The following is a 16,793-nucleotide window of genomic DNA, read 5'->3' on the forward strand; positions in this document are numbered from 1 at the left end:
CCGGCAGGGCCGGGCTTGGCTCGGGATCGGCGTGACGCGAGATCGACGCTTTCCCCGACTTTGAGCGGATCCGCCGCGCAGTTTCCCGGCGCGGCGCCCAATTCGGTTCAGGAAACCTGTGCTCTGTCCAGCTGAGCTACGGAGACCCACGCGCCTTGCATAGCATCTCGGATCTGCGCAGCCAACAGGCGGACCGCGCGAAGGGACGGGCGCGGGCCATTCCCGGCGTCCTGGCGGGCCTCTGCGCGGTCCTGGCGGGGCAAACTGGTGTCCTGGCGGGGAATTCTGACGTCCTGGCGGGGAATTCTGGCGTCCTGGCGGGGAATTCTGACGTCCTGGCGGGGCCTGCGGCCGGCGAGGGCTGCCGCCACCGCGTCGCGGGCGAGGACCGGCTGGAGGCGGTGGCGGCCTCGGGCGACCTCGTGCTCGCCTCGGGCCGCCGGGCGCGGCTCGACGGGGTGCGCTGGCCCGAGGACCCGGCCCTCGCCGCGGCGGCGCGCGCCTGGCTCGCGGGGCTGACGGGCCGCCGCCTCGCCACCCGGGAGGAGCCCGCCCCCGATCGCTGGGAGCGGGTGATCCTCGACGCGGCGACGACGGAGGGGGAGCCGGTCGACCTCGCGGGCGGGCTCCTCACCGCGGGGCTCGCCCTGGTCGATGCGGGCGAATCAGATAGGCTCTGCCGGCCGGCGCTGCTCTCCGTCGAGGCGGCGGCCCGGCGGGAGCGGCGCGGGCTGTGGGCGAGCGAATCGCCGCTTCCCGCCGAGGATGCGGCCGGCCTCGCGGCGCGCGCGGGACGATTCGTGGTGGCGGAGGGACGGGTGCGCAGCGTGGGCGAGCGGCGCAGCCGGACCTACCTCAACTTCGCCCCTTTCGGAGAGGAAGGTCTGACGGTCACGGTGTCGAAACGCACTTGGCGGATCCTGCTCGAACGTGGTTTGACGGCGGCTGCGCTTCGGGGACGGCGCGTGCGGGCTCGCGGCTTCGTCGAGCTCTGGCGCGGACCGACCCTCGACGTGGGCGCAGCCGAGACGATCGAGATGCTGGACGAGGAGCGGGCGCAGCGCCGTTGATCGCGATGAACGGGCTCTTCACGCGTATATGGCCGGGGGCCGCCGCGACGCGCCGCGTCGCCGCCCTCGTCCTCATCCTCGTCGCGGCGGGCTGCGCGGGCGAACAGACCGGCGCGCTCACCCCGGTCGCCGTGACGGTGCCCCCGGAGGCGCCGCGCACCACCGGCGGGCGCGAGCGCGGCGGCTCGGATGCCGACCACGCGAAGCTGGTCGCCTCCTTCGGCGGCGAGTATCGGGCGCCGGCCGCGCTGAGGCTCGTCAGCGACGTCACCGACCGCCTCGTGAAGGCGACGGAGCGGCCCGACGAGACCTACGCGGTCACGCTGCTCGATTCGCCCGCCGTCAACGCCTTCGCGCTGCCGAACGGCCGGCTCTACGTGACGCGCGGGCTCCTCGCTCTCGCCAACGACTCCTCGGAACTCGCCGCAGTGCTGGCGCATGAGATCGCCCATGTCACGCTGCGGCACGCCAATGCCCGCACCGAGATGGCGCTGCGCTCGGAACTCGTCAGCAAGGTCGTCGCCGACGTGCTCAAGGACCCGGCGACCGGCGCGCTGCTGCAGGACCAGTCGCGCTTCGTGCTGGCCAAGTTCTCGCGCTCGCAGGAATTCGAGGCGGACCAGACGGGCGTGCGCACCCTGTCGCGGGCCGGCTACGATCCGTTCGGCGCCGCGCGCTTCCTCAACAGCCTCAACCGGGCCACCGCGCTGCGAGCCGGCAGCGGCATCCCGACCGAGCCGGATCTCCTCGCCACGCATCCGAGCACGCCCGAGCGCATCACCCAGGTGACCCAGGCGGCGCGCCGCATCGGGGCGCCGGGCCTCGGAGCCGACGACCGCGCCCAATATCTGGCGGCCATCGACGGCATCGCCTACGGCGACAATCCCGCCGACGGGCTGGTCCGCGGGCGCCGCTTCATCCATCCGCGCCTGGGCGTCACGTTCGAGGCACCGGACAACTTCGCCCTGGAGAACACCGCCCGGGCGGTGCTCGGCACCACCCCGGAGGGAGGCCGCCGGCTCCTGTTCGACGCCGTCGAGACCCATGCGGGCCAGAGCCTGGAGGACGTGCTGCGGGCGACCTGGAACGACGCGATCGAGACCGGCAGCTTCGAGAACCGCATGATCCAGGGCCTCCCGGCCGTCACGGCGGTGTCGAAGGGCAAGGAGTGGTTCTTCCGTCTCGCTGCGGTCCGCGTCGGGACCAACACCTTCCGGATGATCATGGCCGCCAGGGGCGCGACGGATCCGGAGCCCGCCTTCGGCCGCTGGCTGTCGAGCCTTGCGGCGGTCGGGCCGGAGGAGGCGCGGCGCCTCAGGCCCGCGCGGATCCAGATCGTGACGGCCGGGCCGGGCGAGAGCGCCGAGGCGATGGGGCGCCGCATGGCGGTGGGCGATCGCGGCCTCGACTATTTCCTCGTGCTGAACGGCCTGGACCGCGGCGCGACCCTGCGGCCGGGGCAGCCCTACAAGCTGATCGTGGAATAGGCGCCCCCGCGCTGGTCCGCGATGCCGCATGGGCTTCTCGGGACGGGCGGCCCAGCCCTGTTGCAGCGGACCGGAGCGGGGCCTCATACCAACGGGCCTTGAACAGGACCGGTGGTTCCGTTCTCGGATTTTCGCCAAGCCTCTCCACAAAGCCTTTGGCTCGGCATCGGAAATTCGAGATGGGTCGACGGCCCGATGCGTGAGCATGCGCGGCAGCACCCGCTGCGGCAGCAGCCCGGGCCGTTTCGGAGCACCTCAGCATGAGGGGCTTGGCAGCTTCCACGCACCTCAGTTTCTATTTAGAGCAGCGCCCGCCATCGCCCGCGGAGGAATCCCGATGCCATCCCGTCTCGCCCCGGCGCTCGCCGGCCTCGTCCTGTTCGGCGCCAGCGGCGCCGCCGCCCAGCAGATCCGCAACGCGCCGCCGCCCCGGGCGCTGGAGACCGCCGCCTACATCTTCGCGGCGGCGAATGTCTGCGGCTACCAGATCGGCGTCGCCCCGTTCGAAACCCTGCTCGGGCGCTACGACGTGGCGGTCGAGGACGTGCGCCCGCCCCGCGGCCCGTTCGGCGCCAAGGTCCAGACGATGTTCACGCTGATGTCCAATCAGATGATGGCGAACCGCGACGCGGCCTGCCGCATCGTCGCCACCGAATACGGGCCGGAGGGCACCGTCGCCAAGGGCATCCTGCTGCCGGCGGCCGCGCAGGCGCCCGCGGGCGGCGCGCCACCCGCCCCCGAAGGCTCCGCCCCGAAGATCGTGCAGTAGCCGGTCAGCCGGTCAGCCGGTCAGGCCGGCTTCGCCAGCAGATCCGCGAGCGCGGGCCCCAGTCCGACGCTCTCCATGGCGGGGGGCGGGGGACGCCCGGCCTGCAGCTGCGCGGCGGCGAACGCCATCCGGGCGCCGGCCTCGACCGAGCAGAGGACCGGCACCGGCACCTCCGGCGCGATCCGGGCCGCGAGGCCGGCCAGGGCCGCGCCGCCGAGCACCACCACGTCGGCAGCATCCTCCTCGGCGCAGGCCCGGCAGGCCGCGGCGAGGCGGGCGAGGGCCGCATCGGGATCGCGGGCGATCTCGGCCCCGGTCGGCGCGATCGTGCGGATGCCGGCGATGCGGCCGGCAAGACCGAGGGTCGCGGCGAATTCCTCGAGCATCGGCTTCCAGGCGGCGCCGCCCGTGACGACGCCGATGCGCCGGCCCCGCGTGCCGGCGAGGTGAAGCGAGCCTTCCGCCATGCCGACGACCGGAACCGGCGAGACCTCCTTGAGGGCGAGGAGCCCGGGATCGCCGAAACAGGCGAGGTAGACCGCCTCGCAGCCCGCCACGTGCTCGGCCAGCACATCGAGGGCCGCATGGGCCGCGATGGCGTAGGTCGCCCGGCTCGCCACGTAGCGCCCGCCGAACCGGCCCGTCACGGCGCGGACCTCCACCGCCGGCAGGACCCGCCGCACCGCCACGGCGGCAAGATCGGTCACCGTCACAGAGGTGTTGGGGTTGATGAGCAGGAGGCGCACGGGCCGGCCGCGGCTACTTCTCGACGAAGGCCTTCTCGATGACGTAGTGGCCGGCCTCGCCGTGGTTGCCCTCGATATAGCCGCGGCTGCTCAGGAGCTCGCGGGTGTCGCGGATCATGTCCGGGCTGCCGCACAGCATGAAGCGGTCGGCCTCGATCGTCATCGGCGGCAGGCCGACATCCTCGAACAGCTTGCCCGAGGTGATCAGGTCGGTGATCCGGCCGCGGTTGCGGAACGGCTCGCGGGTCACCGTCGGGTAGTAGATCAGCTGCGTGCGCACCATCTCGCCAATCAGCTCGTGGTTCGGCAGATCCTGCGTGATCGTCTCGCCATAGGCGAGTTCCTGGACCTGCCGGCAGCCATGCACGAGCACCACCTTCTCGAAGCGCTCGTAGGTCTCCGGGTCCTTGATGATCGACAGGAAGGGCGCCAGCCCGGTGCCGGTGCCGAGCAGGTACAGGTGCCTGCCCGGCAACAGGTTATCGAGGACCAGCGTGCCGGTGGCCTTGCGGCTGACGATGATCGGATCGCCGACCTTGAGATGCTGCAGCTTCGAGGTGAGCGGGCCGTTGGGCACCTTGATGGAGAAGAACTCCAGCTCGTCCTCGTAATTGGCCGAGACCACGCTGTAGGCGCGCAGCAGCGGCTTGCCGTCGCTCTTCAGCCCGATCATCGTGAACTCGCCGTTGCGGAAACGGAACGACGGGTCGCGGGTCGTGCGGAAGCTGAAGAGCGTGTCCGTCCAGTGATGCACGGACAGAACACGCTCCTCGTTGAAGTTGCTCATCGGGCCGATTCCTGGGTGGTCAACCGTTTGGCGCCGGTCATCTCGCACCGGCGGCAGACCCGTCAAGGTGCCTGACAACGCACCGGGTCTGCACGGCGGTCAGACCGGTGCGGCAAAGGGTTGCTTGCTGGAATCGTTCCGCCCGGGTGCGGCGGAGCACCGGAGACGCCCCGCCCCGGCCATGCGGGGAGGGGCCCGGGGCGCCGCCTCGCTGCTTTTAGTGGAAGTACTGCCCGCCGTTGATGGTGAGGGTGGAGCCGGTGATGAAGCCCGCCTGCTCGCCGGCCAGGAACTCGACCGCGCGGGCGATCTCCTCGGCCTCGCCGAGCCGGCCGACCGGGATCTGCGGCAGGATCTTGCTCTTGAGCACCTCCTCGGGCACCGCCTTGACCATCTCGGTGGCGATGTAGCCGGGCGCGATCACGTTCACGGTGATGCCCTTATTGGCATTCTCCTGCGCCAGCGCCTTGGCAAAGCCGATCACCCCGGCCTTGGCCGCCGAGTAGTTGGTCTGGCCCATCTGCCCCTTCTGGCCGTTGATCGACGAGATCAGGATGATGCGGCCAAAGCCCCGCGCCCGCATGCCGTCGATCACCGGCCGGGTGCAGGTGAACATCGAGTCGAGGTTGGTGCGGATCACCGCCTGCCACTGCTCGAAGCTCATCCGGTGGAACATGCCGTCCCGGGTGATGCCCGCATTGTTGACCAGGATGTCGATCGGCCCGAGCTCGGCCTCCGCCGCCCGGATGCCCGCCTCGCAGGCGGCCGCATCGCCCACGTCGAACTTGAACACCGGGATCCCGGTCTCGGCCTTGAAGGCGTTGGCGGCCTCGTCGTTGCCGCCGTAATTGGCCCCGACCGTGTAGCCGGCCGCCTTCAGGCCCTTCGCGATGGCGGCGCCGATGCCGCGCGTGCCGCCCGTCACCAGAGCAACGCGTTCTGCCATGTCCCCTCTCCTTGCGGATGCGTTTCCTTCCCTAGAGACCCGCGGGCGCTTCGAGAAGGGCCCGGCCGTCTCGTCGTGCTTGGTTTTTCGTCTGCCCGGGAGGAGGCCGGTCGGACCCCGTCCGGGCATCCGGGCGCGCCGGCGCGCCCGTCCTGCGGAGGGCAAACGCCCTCCCGGAGGGCGCGCCGCCCCCGCTGCCCATGCGGCGGGTCCGGTCAGCGTTCCACGCACATGGCGACGCCCATGCCGCCGCCGATGCAGAGGGTGGCCAGCCCCTTCTTGGCGTCGCGGCGCTGCATCTCGTGCAGCAGCGTCACCAGCACCCGGGCGCCCGAGGCGCCGATCGGATGCCCGATCGCAATGGCGCCGCCGTTCACGTTGACCTTGGCGTCGTCGAAGCCCAGCTCCTTGTTCACCGCCAGCGCCTGAGCCGCAAAGGCCTCGTTGGCCTCGATCAGGTCGATCTCCGCCGCGCTCCAGCCGGCCTTCTCCAGCGCCTTGCGCGAGGCCGGGATCGGGCCGGTGCCCATGATCTTCGGGTCCACCCCCGCGGTCGCCCAGGAGACGATCCGCGCCAGCGGGGTCAGGCCGCGCCGCTCGGCCTCCGCCGCCGCCATCAGCACCAGCGCGGCCGCCCCGTCGTTGATCCCCGAGGCGTTGCCGGCCGTGACCGTGCCCTCCTTCGCGAAGGCCGGCCGCAGCTTGGCCATCGCCTCCACGGTCGCCCCCTCCCGGATGTACTCGTCGGCCTCGACCACCACCTCGCCCTTGCGGGTCTTGACCGGGACCGGCACGATCTCGGCCTTGAACCGGCCCGCCTTGCGGGCCGCCTCGGCCTTGTTCTGCGAGCGGGTCGCAAACGCGTCCTGCTCCTCGCGCGTGAGCTGCCACTTCTGGGCGATGTTCTCGGCCGTGTTGCCCATGTGGTAGCCGTTGAAGGCGTCCATCAGGCCGTCCTTCAGCATCGTGTCGATCAGGGCCAGGTCGCCCATCTTCTGGCCGCCGCGCAGATGCTGGGCATGCGGCGCCATCGACATCGATTCCTGGCCGCCCGCCACGATGATCTTGGCGTCGCCGTTGGCGATCTGCTGCATGCCGATCGCCACCGTGCGCAGGCCCGAGCCGCAGAGCTGGTTGAGGCCCCAGGCGGTCGCCTCCTGCGGGATCCCGGCCGCTATCGCCGCCTGGCGGGCCGGGTTCTGGCCCGCCCCGGCGGTCAGCACCTGGCCGAAGATCACCTCGTCCACCTCCGCCGGCGCCACCTTGGCCCGCTCCAGCGCCGCCCGGATCGCCACCGCCCCGAGCTCGTGGGCCGGCAGGGTCGCAAAGGCGCCGTTGAACGAGCCGACCGGCGTCCGCGCCGCACCCACGATGACGATGTCCTGCTTCTCTGCCATGCGCACCTCCACCGGTTGATCGTCCGCGCCTCGCGGCGCGTTTGACGTCGATGAACGCCCTGGACAGGGCGAAGTCAAGCTGGCTCTCGGTGGTGTCGAGGCACGGTTTGCGTGGATGCCGTGCAGATTGCTATTTTCGCCAGCACAGGAACGCCTTAAGGTCTCGGAGTGGAAACTCGCGGAACAGCGGACCCGGACCGGCGGCCCACCCCGGCCGCAGGTTGACCCAGAGGAGAGCCCGTCGAGATGGCGGACAGCGGCAAGTCAGCACCCACCGTCATCAAGAAGTACGCCAACCGGCGTCTCTACCATACGGGCACGTCAACCTACGTGACCCTCGAAGACCTTGCTGCGATGGTGCAGGCTGGCGAGGATTTTGTGGTTTACGACGCCAAGTCCGGCGAGGACATCACCCGCTCGGTGCTGACGCAGATTATCTTCGAGCAGGAGAACAAGGCGGGCGCCGAAAATCTGCTCCCCGTTGCGTTCCTCCGCCAGCTGATCCGCTTCTACGGCGACAGCATGCGCGCGATGGTGCCGAGCTATCTCGAATTCTCCATGGACCATCTGGCCAAGGAGCAGAATGGCCTGCGCGAGAAGATGTCCCAGACCTTCGGGGCGAGCGCCTTCCAGCATGCCATGGAGGAGCAGGTTCGCGCCAACATGGCCTTCTTCAGCGAGGCCATGAAGATGTTCACGCCCTTCACGCCGCCGGGCAGCCAGCCGGCGGAGAAGCCGCCGGCCGAGGCGCCGCCCCCGGCGAGCCCGCCGACCACCCCGCGGGGCGAACTCGATGACCTGCGCCGGCAGATGCTGGAGATGCAGAGCCGGCTCGACGCTCTCGCCAAGAAGTGAGGGCCGCTGCGGCACCGGCCCCATGCCTTGCGGGTTGACGGGCCGGACGACGCGGAGGGCCGAGGGATGTCCCGATCCGAGGCAGAGACGCCGGCAGAGCCGTCGCGGGCGCTCACCGCAGCGGAACCCCCCGGGCGCGCACGGCCCGCGCCCGCCCGGCCGCTCGCGACCTTCCTGGTTCAGCTGATCGACGGCCCGGCAGGCCACCTGCGGCCGTCCCGGCAGCGGCGTAGCCGCGAAGCCTCCGAGCGCTACGCAGCCGAGGCGAAGCGGACGGGCTGAAAAAAAGGGGCGATGCCCGCCCCCTTATACCAACGGCTCAGGCTGCTGCCGCAGCGGGTGCTGCCGCGCATGCTCACGCAGCGGGCCGTCGACCCATCTCGACTTGTCGACGCCAAGCCACAGGCTTCGTCAGAGGCTTGGCGGCAATTCGAGAGCGGAACCAACGGTCACAAGAAAATGACCGTTGGTATTACGGCTCACGCCTCGGTCTTGACCTTCAGCACCTGCCGGCCGCGATACATGCCGGTCTTCAGGTCGATGTGGTGCGGACGACGCAGCTCGCCCGAATCCTTGTCCTCGACATAGGTCGGGGCCTTGAGGGCATCGGCGGAGCGGCGCATGCCGCGCCGCGACGGGGAGGTCTTTCGCTTCGGAACGGCCATGACAGGTATCTCTTGCAACAAAACGGGCGCAGGGCTGCCCCGGGCGGAGCCGCCGCGCACCCTGAGATCTGATCGGAGCGCGGCTTATACAGAGGCCGGACGGCCCTGGCTAGTCCGTCGCCGGGATTTCTCGCCCGCCCGCCCGTACCGTTAAGCCGCAGTTCAAGCGGCAGGGCGCCTGATGCGCGGGCCGGCCAGAATCCGGCGCAAGCGACCCCTCGGAGGTCCGTCCCATGACTCAGACCCGTCCGTTCTTCCGCCTCGGCCGCGCCCTCGCGGTGGCGGCGCTCCTCGGCGCGGCAGCTCCCGCGCTGGCCCAGGCCCCCGCGCCCGCCCCGGCCACCAAGCCGGCCCCGACCAGTCCGGCACCGGCCACCAAGCCCGCCCCGGCCCCGGCCGCCGCTCCGAGCACGGCGCCGGCCGCCAAGCCCGCCCTCATCGACCTCAACAGCGCCACCAAGGAAGAGCTGGACGCCCTGCCGGGCATCGGCGCCGCCCGCGCCGAGGCGATCATCAAGGGCCGCCCCTACCGCGGCAAGGACGAGCTGGTATCGAAGAAGATCATCCCGTCGAACGTCTACGAGGGCATCAAGGACAGGATCGTCGCCCGCCAGAAGACCTGAGCCGCCCCGGCGCCTTGCCGGTCGGGGGAGGGGGTGTTAGGCGCGCAGGGAGCCGCCGGTCGCGAGGCGGCGCCAGGTCCGGATAACCCCCATGCCCCATCGCCTGCATTGCGGTGACCTGCCCGACGATTACGTTCCGGGCCCGGCCATCGCGGTCGATACCGAGACGCTCGGCCTCGAACCTCACCGCGACCGCCTCTGCGTGGTGCAGATCTCCCACGGCGACGGTGAGGCCGACGTGGTGCAGATCCCGAAGATCGGCCCCGAGCCCGTGGTGCTCAAGCGGGTGCTGACGGATCCGGCGGTCACCAAGATCTTCCACTACGCGCGCTTCGACCTCGCGGTGCTCTACCACCGGCTCGGCGTGATGCCCGGGCCGGTCTACTGCACCAAGGTCGCCTCGCGGCTCGCGCGCACCTACACGGACCGGCACGGCCTCAAGGACCTCGTGCGCGAGCTGCTCGGTGTCGAGCTCTCGAAGCAGCAGCAATCCTCCGACTGGGGCGCGGACACGCTGACCCCGGCCCAGATCGACTACGCGGCCTCGGACGTGCTGCACCTGCACGCCCTGCGCGCCAAACTCGACGCCATGCTGGCCCGCGAGGAGCGCACCGACATGGCCGAGGCCTGCTTCGCCTTCCTGCCGACGCGGGCGCGGCTCGACCTCCTCGGCTGGGACGAGGTCGACATCCTGGCCCATAGCTGAGGCCGCAACGGCGGCCACAACTTCGACACCGGAGCGGTGCATGGGGCGGGTCCGGGCCCGCCTTTCCCGACAGGATCTCAAGCCCGAGCGCGCGATTGCAGGTGGCCAGCCCCGTGATGGAAGCCGTCGAGACCCTGGGCCACGGCGTCACGCCGCTCGATGCCCGGCGCCTGCGCGCGCACCGGCGGGCGCAGCGCCACAGCGCCCAGGTGCGCTTCCTGCGCCTCGCGATTCCCCTCGGCTCCGCCGCGGCGGTGCTCGCCGTCGCCGCCGTGACCTGGCTCGACCCGTTCGGCGCCCTCGGCGTGACGGTGAGCCTCGGCGAGGTCAGCGTCTCGGGCTCGAAGGTGACGATGGAGAGCCCCCGCCTCACCGGCTATCGCGGCAAGGACGGCCGGCCCTACGAGGTGACCGCGAAGGCTGCGCTGCAGGACGTGCGCCGCCCCACGGTGATCGAACTCCAGAACATGAAGGGCCACATGCAGGCCGACGAGACCGGGGCGCTGTCCCATCTCGAGGCCCTCTCGGGCGTGTTCGACACGCAGAAGGAATCGCTGGAGCTGAGCCGCAGCATCCGGCTGTGGACCGACAAGGGCCAGGAGGCGCGGCTCAGCTCCGCCCAGGTGAACTTCAAGGCCGGAACCATGAACTCCCGCGAGCCGGTGACCGTGACGCTGCCGAACGGGACCATCCGGTCCGACGGGCTCGAGGTGGTCGATAACGGCCGGACGATCTCGTTCATCGGCAACGTCAAGACGGTGTTCGATGGCGGCGTGACGGGGGCGGATGCGGCGCCGGTGCGCACCTCCTCGGCCGAGGTGAAGGACAATCAGCCGTGACCACCCGCCTCACCGCGGCGCTCGCCGCCGCCCTGCTCCTCGCCGCCCCGGCCGCCCTCCACGGCGAGACGGCGCCGCCCAAGAAGGAGCGCAATTCCGGCTTCGGCGCCTTCGGCAGCTCGGGCAAGGAGCCGATCAAGATCGACGCGGACCGCCTCGACGTGTTCGACCACGAGAACAAGGCGATCTTCGCCGGCAACGTCGTGGCCGTGCAGGGCGAGAGCACCATCCGCTGCTCCAGCATGACCGTCCACTACCAGCGCAACCGCGACAAGGACGCGAAGGACGGGGCCAAGTCGGCGGACAAGCCGGCGGACGGGAAGGCGCCGGACGCCAAGACGTCGGATGCGAAGCCGGCCGACCCGACCGACAGCGGCGCGATCAAGCAGGTGGTCTGCGCCGGCCCGGTCACGGTGGTGAACAAGGACCAGGTGGCGACCGGCGACAACGCCGTGTTCGACAAGGCTGCGAACCGGGTGATCCTCACGGGCAACGTGGTGCTCAGCCAGTGCCAGAACGTCACCCGCGGCAACCGCCTCGTCTACGACATGAATACCGGCCGGGCGAACATGGACCCGACCGCGGGCGGGCGCGTCTCGGCGATGTTCGTGCCGGGCGGCAAGGACGAGGCGAAGCAGGGCAAGCAGGCCGGCTGCCCGCAGCCGCCCGCACAGGCCGGGAAGCCCGCGCCCAAGCCGCGGGCGCAGGCCAACTGACAGTCTGATCCCAACGGCCCAGGCTGCCGAGGCAGCAGGTGCTGCCGCGCATGCTCACGCAGCGGGCCGTCGACCCATCTCGAATGGTCGACACCAAGCCACAGGCTTGGCGACAATGCGAGAGCGGAACCAACGGTCACATGGAAATGCCCGTTGGTATGATCCCGCAAGCCTACCGGGTCCGCCGCGCCACCAGGAACAGGCGTGGGAAGGGCAGGAGCACGCGGCCGTCTGCTTGCGGCGGATAGGCCTCCGCCAGAGCCGCCTCGTAGCGGGCGAGGAACTCCGCCTGCGCCTCGGCATCGAGCGGATCGAGGAAGGGGCGCAGGCCCGTGCCCCGCACCCATTCGACGATGCCGCGGTGGCCGGCCAGGGCATGGACGTAGGTGGTGCGCCAGATGTCGACGGTGCAGCCCGCCGCCGTGAGCCACGCATCGTATTCGGAGAAGCTGGCGATCCGGGTGCGGGAGGCCGCGGCGGCGGCAAGCCGCGCCGCGAAGGGCGGCTCGCCCGCGACGCGGCGCATCAGCCGATGCGACGGCTCCTCCAGGTTGTCCGGCATCTGCACCGCGAGGCAGCCGCCGGGCGCAAGGCTGCGCGCGAGGCGCGGCAGGAGGCTCGCATGGTGGGGCAGCCACTGCAGCACCGCGTTGGCGAAGAGGAGGTCCGGCGGCGGCTCGGGATTGAGGCTCGCCACGTCCGCCTGCTCGAAGGCGACGCCGGGCAGGCGCCTGCGCGCCTCCGCCAGCATCCCCGGCGAGGTGTCGAGGCCCAGGATCGCCGCTTCCGGATAGCGCGCGACGAGAAGCTCCGTGCTGTTGCCGGGGCCGCAACCGAGGTCGACGACGCGGGCGGGCGCCGCGAGCGGCACCCGGGCAAGCAGGTCGGCGGCCGGCCGCGTCCGCTCGTCGGCGAATTTGAGGTACTGCGCGGCATCCCAATCCGCCATGGCGCGCTCCGGGCTTCCCCTGTTCCGACAGAACCTTAGAGCACTCTTCGCCGAAGTGGATGCCGGTTCGGCGTAAAGAAGCGCGTCAGACCAAGGGCCGAGAGGCGTGACCGACCCAACGGGGTCGGGCGCGGCTCCAGCCGGAGAGCGGACCCGCGGAAAGCCGCCCTCTCAGCGCGCCTCCGGCTCCGCCGGGCCGCCCCGCCCGATCTCGCGCAAAGCCGCCTCGACCGCCTCGGTGCCGGCCTCCTGCGCCTTCAGGCGCCGCTCGAGGCGGCGCAGCTGCGGATCGAAATCCGGCGGCAGGCCCGGGTCGCCGAGATAGTCCGGCTTTTCGGCTCGCCGGTTGTAGGTGGCGCGCAATTGCCGGGCGAGATGCTCGCGCACGCGCGGCGGCAGCGCGGGCTGGTCGGATTCGTCGTTCATCTCTGGCCCGGATCCCGGTGGCATGATTGCAAGAGGACACGGGAAGCCCCGGCCATCGGGTGACGGGCCGGGGCTGCCGTGGGGGCGCCGTCGCGCGGCGCCCGAGAAGACACCTTACTCGATCACCTGCACGATGCGGTGGCTGCCCGGATCGACCAGCACGACGCGGTCGTTGACGATCGTGTAGCGGCGACCGCGCACCCCGTATTCGGAGGGCACCTCGTAGTAGGTCACGCCCGAGGAGGGCAGCACGGCACCGACGCGGACGTCGCCGTCATAGTCGTAGGAGCGCACGCGGCGGCTGGTGACGTATTCGCGGAAGCGCGGACGATCATCGACGCCAAGGAGGCCGCCGACCGCGCCCGTCGCCGCGCCCACGGCGCCGCCGACGATGCCGCCGATCGGGCCGGCCGCATCCGCACCTTCCTGCGCACCGCGCTCGGCGCCCCGGACGAGGCCCTGGGCCTGGGCGGTCATCGGCAGGGTGAAGGCGAGGGCAGCCGCAGCCAGAAGCGTCTTGGTCTTCATGGAAACACTCTCCGTTTCGGTTCGGTCCACCCCGGTCGAGCGGAGCGGGTTTCGGCGGGGGTAACGCCGCGACGCGCGAAACGGTTCAGCCGTGATCCGGCCCGGATCACGGAATCGGCTCGATCGAGGGAGATTTCCTCTTCGATCCGAAGGCTCTGGATGGTTCGAAAAACCCCTGGAGGGTTCGAAAAACCCTCAGCCGTCCTTCGGCATGGCCGACTGGATCAGCCGGTCGGTGCCGAGATCCTCCTCGTCGTAGCCCAGGAGCTCGGCCAGGCGGTTGCGGGCGCGGCTGACGCGGCTCTTCACCGTGCCGACCTTGCAGTTCATGATCGTCGCCGCCTCCTCGTAGGAGACGCCCTCGGCCCCCACCAGCACCAGCGCCTCGCGCTGGTCCGGCGGCAGCTTGGCGAGGGCGCTCTGGAGATCCTCCACGTCGAGCCGGTCGCCCTGGTGCGGGGCGGTGGCGAGGCGGGCCGCATAGGAGCCGTCCTGGTCCTCGACCTCGCGCACCCGCTTGCGGTGATCCGAGTAGAAGATGTTGCGCAGGATGGTGAACAGCCACGCATTCAGGTTGGTGCCGGGCTGGAACCGCGCCCGGTGCTGCCAGCCCTTGAGCAAGGTGTCCTGCACGAGGTCGTCGGCCCGGGCGGTGTTGCTGGTGAGCGAGAGGGCGAAGGCGCGTAAGGAAGGCACCGCCTGCAGCAAGCCGTCGCGGAACTCGGGCCGCACCACCTCTCCTTGCGCCGCCAGCGCCGCTTCGAGCCGCGCGATCAGCTCGGCGAAGCGGCCGCTCGGATCCTCGGCGCCGAGCGCCTCGTAGGCGGCGCGCAACTGGCTGCCGAGATGGCTGCGGATGCTGGCCGACAGGCCGGGGCGAGGATCGGTCGGCTGGTCGTGAGCTCGGTCCTGCTGCGTCATGGGTTTCCGCATCTGGCTCGCCGACGGGGCGGGGGGCTCCCGCATGTCCTCCCGGACCGGAATCATGGCACAGATCCTGAGGACTTCTCTCGAAGAGATGGGTCGCGCCGCGGCCGTGGAAAGCCCGACCGCACCCTCAGCCTCCGACGGCCGCGCCCGTCTCGTCGCCGTCCGGCACCCCGAGGCGGAAGGCGAGCACCGTGCCGGGCGTCAGGTCGATCCAGCGCTCGTCCCGGGTGAGCGGCTGCGTCGCCACCACCGTGACGATGTCGTCGGGCGTGGTCTCCTCGGAGAAGTTCACGCACCAATCCTCGTCGATCAGCGTGGCGGTGCCGAACGGCGCCCGGCGCGTGAGATAGCAGAGCCGCTTGCCGCAATGCGCGTAGAGCGTGCGGCTGTCGGTGAGCAGCATGTTGAACACGCCGAGCGCGTGCAGTTCGGCCGACAGCGCCCGCACCGCCCCGTCGAGCACGGTCGGGCGCGGCAGCGTCTTCCAGCGCGCCTCGAGCCGCCCGAGCATCCAGCAGAAGGCATGCTCGCTGTCCGTGGTGCCGACCGGCTTGAAGCGCCCGAGGGGGAGGCGCTTCACGCCCTTGAGCTGGCCGTTATGGGCGAAGGTGAAGGTGCGGCCCCACAGCTCGCGGCTGAACGGGTGCGTGTTCTCCAGGGAGACCCGGCCCCGATTCGCCCGGCGCACATGCGCCACCACGATGCGGCTCTTGATCGGGTACTGGCGGATCAGCCGCGCAATCTCGGAGCGGGCACTCGCCTGCGGGTCGTGGAAGCTGCGGCAGCCCCGCCCCTCGTAGAAGGCGATGCCCCAGCCGTCCCCGTGCGGCCCGGTCTCGCCGCCGCGGCGGGCAAGCCCGGCGAAGCTGAAGCGGATATCGGTGGGCACATTCGCGCTCATGCCGAGCAATTCGCACATCGCGCGGACCTGACGAGGAGGGGACGGCGGAGCCGGCCGGAGCCGCGCGAGAGCGGCCCGAACGGGGGTTGGCACTCTTCCCGAAAGCATGCCGGGCGCGCAATCCCCGTGCGGCGCCGCTTCAGCGGAATCCCATCCTGTACTCAAAACAGTTCCTTTACCCTGGAGATCAAGCAAAAAATAATGGATGCAGACGGGCGCGCACCGGCAGGGGCGCGGCCATGCCGATGCGCATCGCGCCCGACCCACCGCGAAGGTGTGGCGCGACAAACAGAAACTGAGGTGCGTGGAAGCCGCTCGCTCCTCATGCCGAGGCGCCGGCGATCTTCGATCATCAGGAGCCCCTCAGCATGAGGGCTGGGTTGGCTGCCACAGACGGGAGCGCTCATTCAGCCGTCAGGGTCGACAAAGCCGGTGGTGAACTCAGACCAACGGCCCGATGCGTCCGCAACTCGGGCCGTCGGCATGACGGAGTGCGAGCAAGGTGACCGCCTTGGCGACGATGCCACCACGCCCGTCATGGCCGTGCGGAAAGACCCTTCGCACGGACGCAGCGCTCCGCGACTGCCCCCTGGGTCAATCGAAGACGCGGACGATTCCCGGGACCTTGCCATCCTGCTGGAAATCGTCGATCAAAAGGTGCCCCGCTTGAGCCGGGGTGGCGGCGCCATCGGCCCAGTGCCCCATCGAGGCGATCTCCGACGCGACCATCCCGACCTCATCCGGAGCACGGCGCGAATCCGCGGGAACGACGTCGGCTGCGCCGCGGTTCGGCAGGCTGAGGCGGAGACACGCGATGGCCGATCCTGAACAGACCGACGAGATGACCCAGGAAGAGGCGTTCCATATCCCGGACGAGGTCGCGGCTGCGCTGACCGAGTTCGCGGCCGTGGAGCAGCTGAGCCGCGGTCAGGCGATCTGCACCATCCTCGCCGAGTACTTGCGACTGAAGGGCTATCTGAAGGGATGGCCGCGCCCGTGAGGACCGCGAGCGCGCTCTTCGGGGTCCTCGTCGTGGCGGGATCGGCTGCGGGCGAGGAGCGGGCCCTGGTCCTGCCGCATGTCGAGGGCGAACGGCAGGGCGGCATCGTCGGGCGGGCGATGGCCTGCGGCGCCCCGGAGGCGGACACCCGGCGCGCCGCTCAGGCGGCGTCCGAGCGCATGCGCCGCGCGGTCGGGCAAGCCCAGTGGCAGGACCGCTTCCTGCCCGCCTTCAACGACGCGGTGGCCCTCGCCTCGCAGTTGCCGGAGGCGGCATGCGACAGGGCGCTCGCGGCCCTCAGCGGGCTGGAGCGGGGCTCGACGCCGTGACGGCAGGCGCGCTCCCCCGCACCGACGGGGCATCGGCCGCCCGGGCGCCGACGAGCCACAGGCCGCAGCTCGCGACCAGCGTGAGCTTCAGCAGGAAGGCGAGATCCTCGAACAGGTAGCGCAT

General features: G+C 70.9%; 23 protein-coding genes. 11 read left to right on the forward strand and 12 right to left on the reverse strand.

The window, feature by feature from the left end; all coding sequences use genetic code 11:
* Positions 1-155: 155 nt before the first annotated feature.
* The 3 genes from MNOD_RS45810 (at position 156) to MNOD_RS27960 (ending at position 3,326) form a co-directional block, all read left to right on the forward strand.
* Positions 156-1,070 carry a hypothetical protein gene (locus MNOD_RS45810; protein ID WP_015932337.1) on the forward strand — a complete coding sequence of 305 codons (915 nt, stop codon included), beginning with the start codon at positions 156-158 and terminating at the stop codon, positions 1,068-1,070.
* A 5-nt stretch (positions 1,071-1,075) separates the two neighbouring features.
* Complete coding sequence (locus MNOD_RS45815; protein ID WP_015932338.1) at positions 1,076-2,557, forward strand: M48 family metalloprotease; 1,482 nt, start codon at positions 1,076-1,078, stop codon at positions 2,555-2,557.
* Between the two features lie 337 nt (positions 2,558-2,894).
* A complete protein-coding gene (locus MNOD_RS27960) occupies positions 2,895-3,326 on the forward strand; it encodes a hypothetical protein (protein WP_015932339.1) in 432 nt (143 codons plus the stop codon).
* Between the two features lie 20 nt (positions 3,327-3,346).
* On the opposite strand, the gene MNOD_RS27965 is transcribed toward MNOD_RS27960, so the two are convergent.
* The 4 genes from MNOD_RS27965 to MNOD_RS27980 form a co-directional block, all read right to left on the reverse strand.
* Positions 3,347-4,072, reverse strand: a complete 726-nt coding sequence (locus tag MNOD_RS27965; RefSeq protein ID WP_015932340.1) for an aspartate/glutamate racemase family protein — start codon at positions 4,070-4,072, stop codon at positions 3,347-3,349.
* Positions 4,073-4,085: 13 nt separating this feature from the next.
* Positions 4,086-4,859 carry a ferredoxin--NADP reductase gene (locus tag MNOD_RS27970; RefSeq protein WP_015932341.1) on the reverse strand — a complete coding sequence of 258 codons (774 nt, stop codon included), beginning with the start codon at positions 4,857-4,859 and terminating at the stop codon, positions 4,086-4,088.
* Between the two features lie 217 nt (positions 4,860-5,076).
* Positions 5,077-5,805, reverse strand: coding sequence for an acetoacetyl-CoA reductase (phbB, locus tag MNOD_RS27975; protein ID WP_015931277.1), 729 nt, complete (start codon positions 5,803-5,805; stop codon positions 5,077-5,079).
* Between the two features lie 215 nt (positions 5,806-6,020).
* Positions 6,021-7,202, reverse strand: a complete 1,182-nt coding sequence (locus MNOD_RS27980; RefSeq protein WP_015931278.1) for an acetyl-CoA C-acetyltransferase — start codon at positions 7,200-7,202, stop codon at positions 6,021-6,023.
* 246 nt (positions 7,203-7,448) lie between these two features.
* Here MNOD_RS27980 and phaR point away from each other — a divergent pair, with 246 nt between their 5' ends.
* Together phaR and MNOD_RS27990 are read left to right on the forward strand one after the other, a co-directional pair.
* The gene (phaR, locus tag MNOD_RS27985) at positions 7,449-8,057 is read left to right on the forward strand and encodes a polyhydroxyalkanoate synthesis repressor PhaR (RefSeq protein WP_015932342.1); all 609 of its coding nucleotides are present in this window, start codon (positions 7,449-7,451) and stop codon (positions 8,055-8,057) included.
* Between the two features lie 66 nt (positions 8,058-8,123).
* Complete coding sequence (locus MNOD_RS27990; protein WP_015932343.1) at positions 8,124-8,339, forward strand: hypothetical protein; 216 nt, start codon at positions 8,124-8,126, stop codon at positions 8,337-8,339.
* Positions 8,340-8,536: 197 nt separating this feature from the next.
* On the opposite strand, the gene rpmF is transcribed toward MNOD_RS27990, so the two are convergent.
* Entirely contained in the window at positions 8,537-8,722 is a 186-nt protein-coding gene (rpmF, locus tag MNOD_RS27995) for a 50S ribosomal protein L32 (protein WP_012334986.1), read from the reverse strand.
* 233 nt (positions 8,723-8,955) lie between these two features.
* Here rpmF and MNOD_RS28000 point away from each other — a divergent pair, with 233 nt between their 5' ends.
* The 4 genes from MNOD_RS28000 (at position 8,956) to MNOD_RS28015 (ending at position 11,606) form a co-directional block, all read left to right on the forward strand.
* Positions 8,956-9,345: a ComEA family DNA-binding protein gene (locus tag MNOD_RS28000; protein WP_015932344.1), complete on the forward strand. Its 390-nt coding sequence runs from the start codon at positions 8,956-8,958 to the stop codon at positions 9,343-9,345.
* A 91-nt stretch (positions 9,346-9,436) separates the two neighbouring features.
* A complete protein-coding gene (locus MNOD_RS28005; protein WP_015932345.1) occupies positions 9,437-10,051 on the forward strand; it encodes a ribonuclease D in 615 nt (204 codons plus the stop codon).
* A gap of 101 nt (positions 10,052-10,152) precedes the next feature.
* On the forward strand, positions 10,153-10,890 hold the full coding sequence (gene lptC, locus MNOD_RS28010; protein ID WP_244424579.1) for an LPS export ABC transporter periplasmic protein LptC: 738 nt from the start codon (positions 10,153-10,155) through the stop codon (positions 10,888-10,890).
* Positions 10,887-11,606 carry an LptA/OstA family protein gene (locus MNOD_RS28015; protein WP_015932347.1) on the forward strand — a complete coding sequence of 240 codons (720 nt, stop codon included), beginning with the start codon at positions 10,887-10,889 and terminating at the stop codon, positions 11,604-11,606. The genes lptC and MNOD_RS28015 overlap by 4 nt, the downstream gene beginning before the upstream one ends.
* Positions 11,607-11,778: 172 nt before the next feature.
* Here the strand turns inward: MNOD_RS28015 and tam are convergent, their stop codons facing one another.
* From tam to MNOD_RS50110, 6 genes are all read right to left on the reverse strand, one after another.
* Positions 11,779-12,555, reverse strand: coding sequence for a trans-aconitate 2-methyltransferase (tam, locus tag MNOD_RS28020; RefSeq protein ID WP_015932348.1), 777 nt, complete (start codon positions 12,553-12,555; stop codon positions 11,779-11,781).
* 171 nt (positions 12,556-12,726) lie between these two features.
* Positions 12,727-12,981, reverse strand: coding sequence for a hypothetical protein (locus MNOD_RS28025; protein ID WP_015932349.1), 255 nt, complete (start codon positions 12,979-12,981; stop codon positions 12,727-12,729).
* A gap of 114 nt (positions 12,982-13,095) precedes the next feature.
* The gene (locus MNOD_RS28030) at positions 13,096-13,509 is read right to left on the reverse strand and encodes a DUF1236 domain-containing protein (RefSeq protein WP_015932350.1); all 414 of its coding nucleotides are present in this window, start codon (positions 13,507-13,509) and stop codon (positions 13,096-13,098) included.
* A 195-nt stretch (positions 13,510-13,704) separates the two neighbouring features.
* Positions 13,705-14,442 (reverse strand): sigma-70 family RNA polymerase sigma factor, encoded by a 738-nt coding sequence (locus MNOD_RS28035; RefSeq protein WP_425277519.1) that lies wholly within the window; start codon positions 14,440-14,442, stop codon positions 13,705-13,707.
* 124 nt (positions 14,443-14,566) lie between these two features.
* Positions 14,567-15,358 (reverse strand): class II glutamine amidotransferase, encoded by a 792-nt coding sequence (locus tag MNOD_RS28040; protein WP_015932352.1) that lies wholly within the window; start codon positions 15,356-15,358, stop codon positions 14,567-14,569.
* Positions 15,359-15,934: 576 nt separating this feature from the next.
* Complete coding sequence (locus tag MNOD_RS50110; RefSeq protein ID WP_015932353.1) at positions 15,935-16,069, reverse strand: hypothetical protein; 135 nt, start codon at positions 16,067-16,069, stop codon at positions 15,935-15,937.
* Positions 16,070-16,154: 85 nt separating this feature from the next.
* On the opposite strand from MNOD_RS50110, the gene MNOD_RS28045 reads away from it, so the two are divergent.
* Positions 16,155-16,340, forward strand: a complete 186-nt coding sequence (locus MNOD_RS28045) for a hypothetical protein (protein WP_015932354.1) — start codon at positions 16,155-16,157, stop codon at positions 16,338-16,340.
* Complete coding sequence (locus tag MNOD_RS28050; protein WP_015932355.1) at positions 16,337-16,669, forward strand: hypothetical protein; 333 nt, start codon at positions 16,337-16,339, stop codon at positions 16,667-16,669. Before MNOD_RS28045 ends, MNOD_RS28050 begins: the two co-directional genes overlap by 4 nt.
* Here the strand turns inward: MNOD_RS28050 and MNOD_RS47195 are convergent.
* Positions 16,638-16,793 carry a hypothetical protein gene (locus MNOD_RS47195; protein WP_015932356.1) on the reverse strand — a complete coding sequence of 52 codons (156 nt, stop codon included), beginning with the start codon at positions 16,791-16,793 and terminating at the stop codon, positions 16,638-16,640. The genes MNOD_RS28050 and MNOD_RS47195 overlap by 32 nt on opposite strands.

Source organism: Methylobacterium nodulans ORS 2060, assembly GCF_000022085.1.
Lineage (GTDB): Bacteria > Pseudomonadota > Alphaproteobacteria > Rhizobiales > Beijerinckiaceae > Methylobacterium > Methylobacterium nodulans.

Coding starts and splice junctions, on each gene's coding strand:
- MNOD_RS45815 (WP_015932338.1), top strand. CDS start 1,076: ATGAACGGGCTCTTCACGCGTATATGGCCGGGGGCCGCCGCGACGCGC.
- MNOD_RS27960 (WP_015932339.1), top strand. CDS start 2,895: ATGCCATCCCGTCTCGCCCCGGCGCTCGCCGGCCTCGTCCTGTTCGGC.
- MNOD_RS27970 (WP_015932341.1), bottom strand. CDS start 4,859: ATGAGCAACTTCAACGAGGAGCGTGTTCTGTCCGTGCATCACTGGACG.
- phbB (WP_015931277.1), bottom strand. CDS start 5,805: ATGGCAGAACGCGTTGCTCTGGTGACGGGCGGCACGCGCGGCATCGGC.
- MNOD_RS27980 (WP_015931278.1), bottom strand. CDS start 7,202: ATGGCAGAGAAGCAGGACATCGTCATCGTGGGTGCGGCGCGGACGCCG.
- phaR (WP_015932342.1), top strand. CDS start 7,449: ATGGCGGACAGCGGCAAGTCAGCACCCACCGTCATCAAGAAGTACGCC.
- MNOD_RS27990 (WP_015932343.1), top strand. CDS start 8,124: ATGTCCCGATCCGAGGCAGAGACGCCGGCAGAGCCGTCGCGGGCGCTC.
- rpmF (WP_012334986.1), bottom strand. CDS start 8,722: ATGGCCGTTCCGAAGCGAAAGACCTCCCCGTCGCGGCGCGGCATGCGC.
- MNOD_RS28000 (WP_015932344.1), top strand. CDS start 8,956: ATGACTCAGACCCGTCCGTTCTTCCGCCTCGGCCGCGCCCTCGCGGTG.
- MNOD_RS28005 (WP_015932345.1), top strand. CDS start 9,437: ATGCCCCATCGCCTGCATTGCGGTGACCTGCCCGACGATTACGTTCCG.
- tam (WP_015932348.1), bottom strand. CDS start 12,555: ATGGCGGATTGGGATGCCGCGCAGTACCTCAAATTCGCCGACGAGCGG.
- MNOD_RS28025 (WP_015932349.1), bottom strand. CDS start 12,981: ATGAACGACGAATCCGACCAGCCCGCGCTGCCGCCGCGCGTGCGCGAG.
- MNOD_RS28030 (WP_015932350.1), bottom strand. CDS start 13,509: ATGAAGACCAAGACGCTTCTGGCTGCGGCTGCCCTCGCCTTCACCCTG.
- MNOD_RS28035 (WP_425277519.1), bottom strand. CDS start 14,442: ATGCGGAAACCCATGACGCAGCAGGACCGAGCTCACGACCAGCCGACC.
- MNOD_RS28040 (WP_015932352.1), bottom strand. CDS start 15,358: ATGTGCGAATTGCTCGGCATGAGCGCGAATGTGCCCACCGATATCCGC.
- MNOD_RS50110 (WP_015932353.1), bottom strand. CDS start 16,069: ATGGTCGCGTCGGAGATCGCCTCGATGGGGCACTGGGCCGATGGCGCC.
- MNOD_RS28045 (WP_015932354.1), top strand. CDS start 16,155: ATGGCCGATCCTGAACAGACCGACGAGATGACCCAGGAAGAGGCGTTC.
- MNOD_RS47195 (WP_015932356.1), bottom strand. CDS start 16,793: ATGCGCTACCTGTTCGAGGATCTCGCCTTCCTGCTGAAGCTCACGCTG.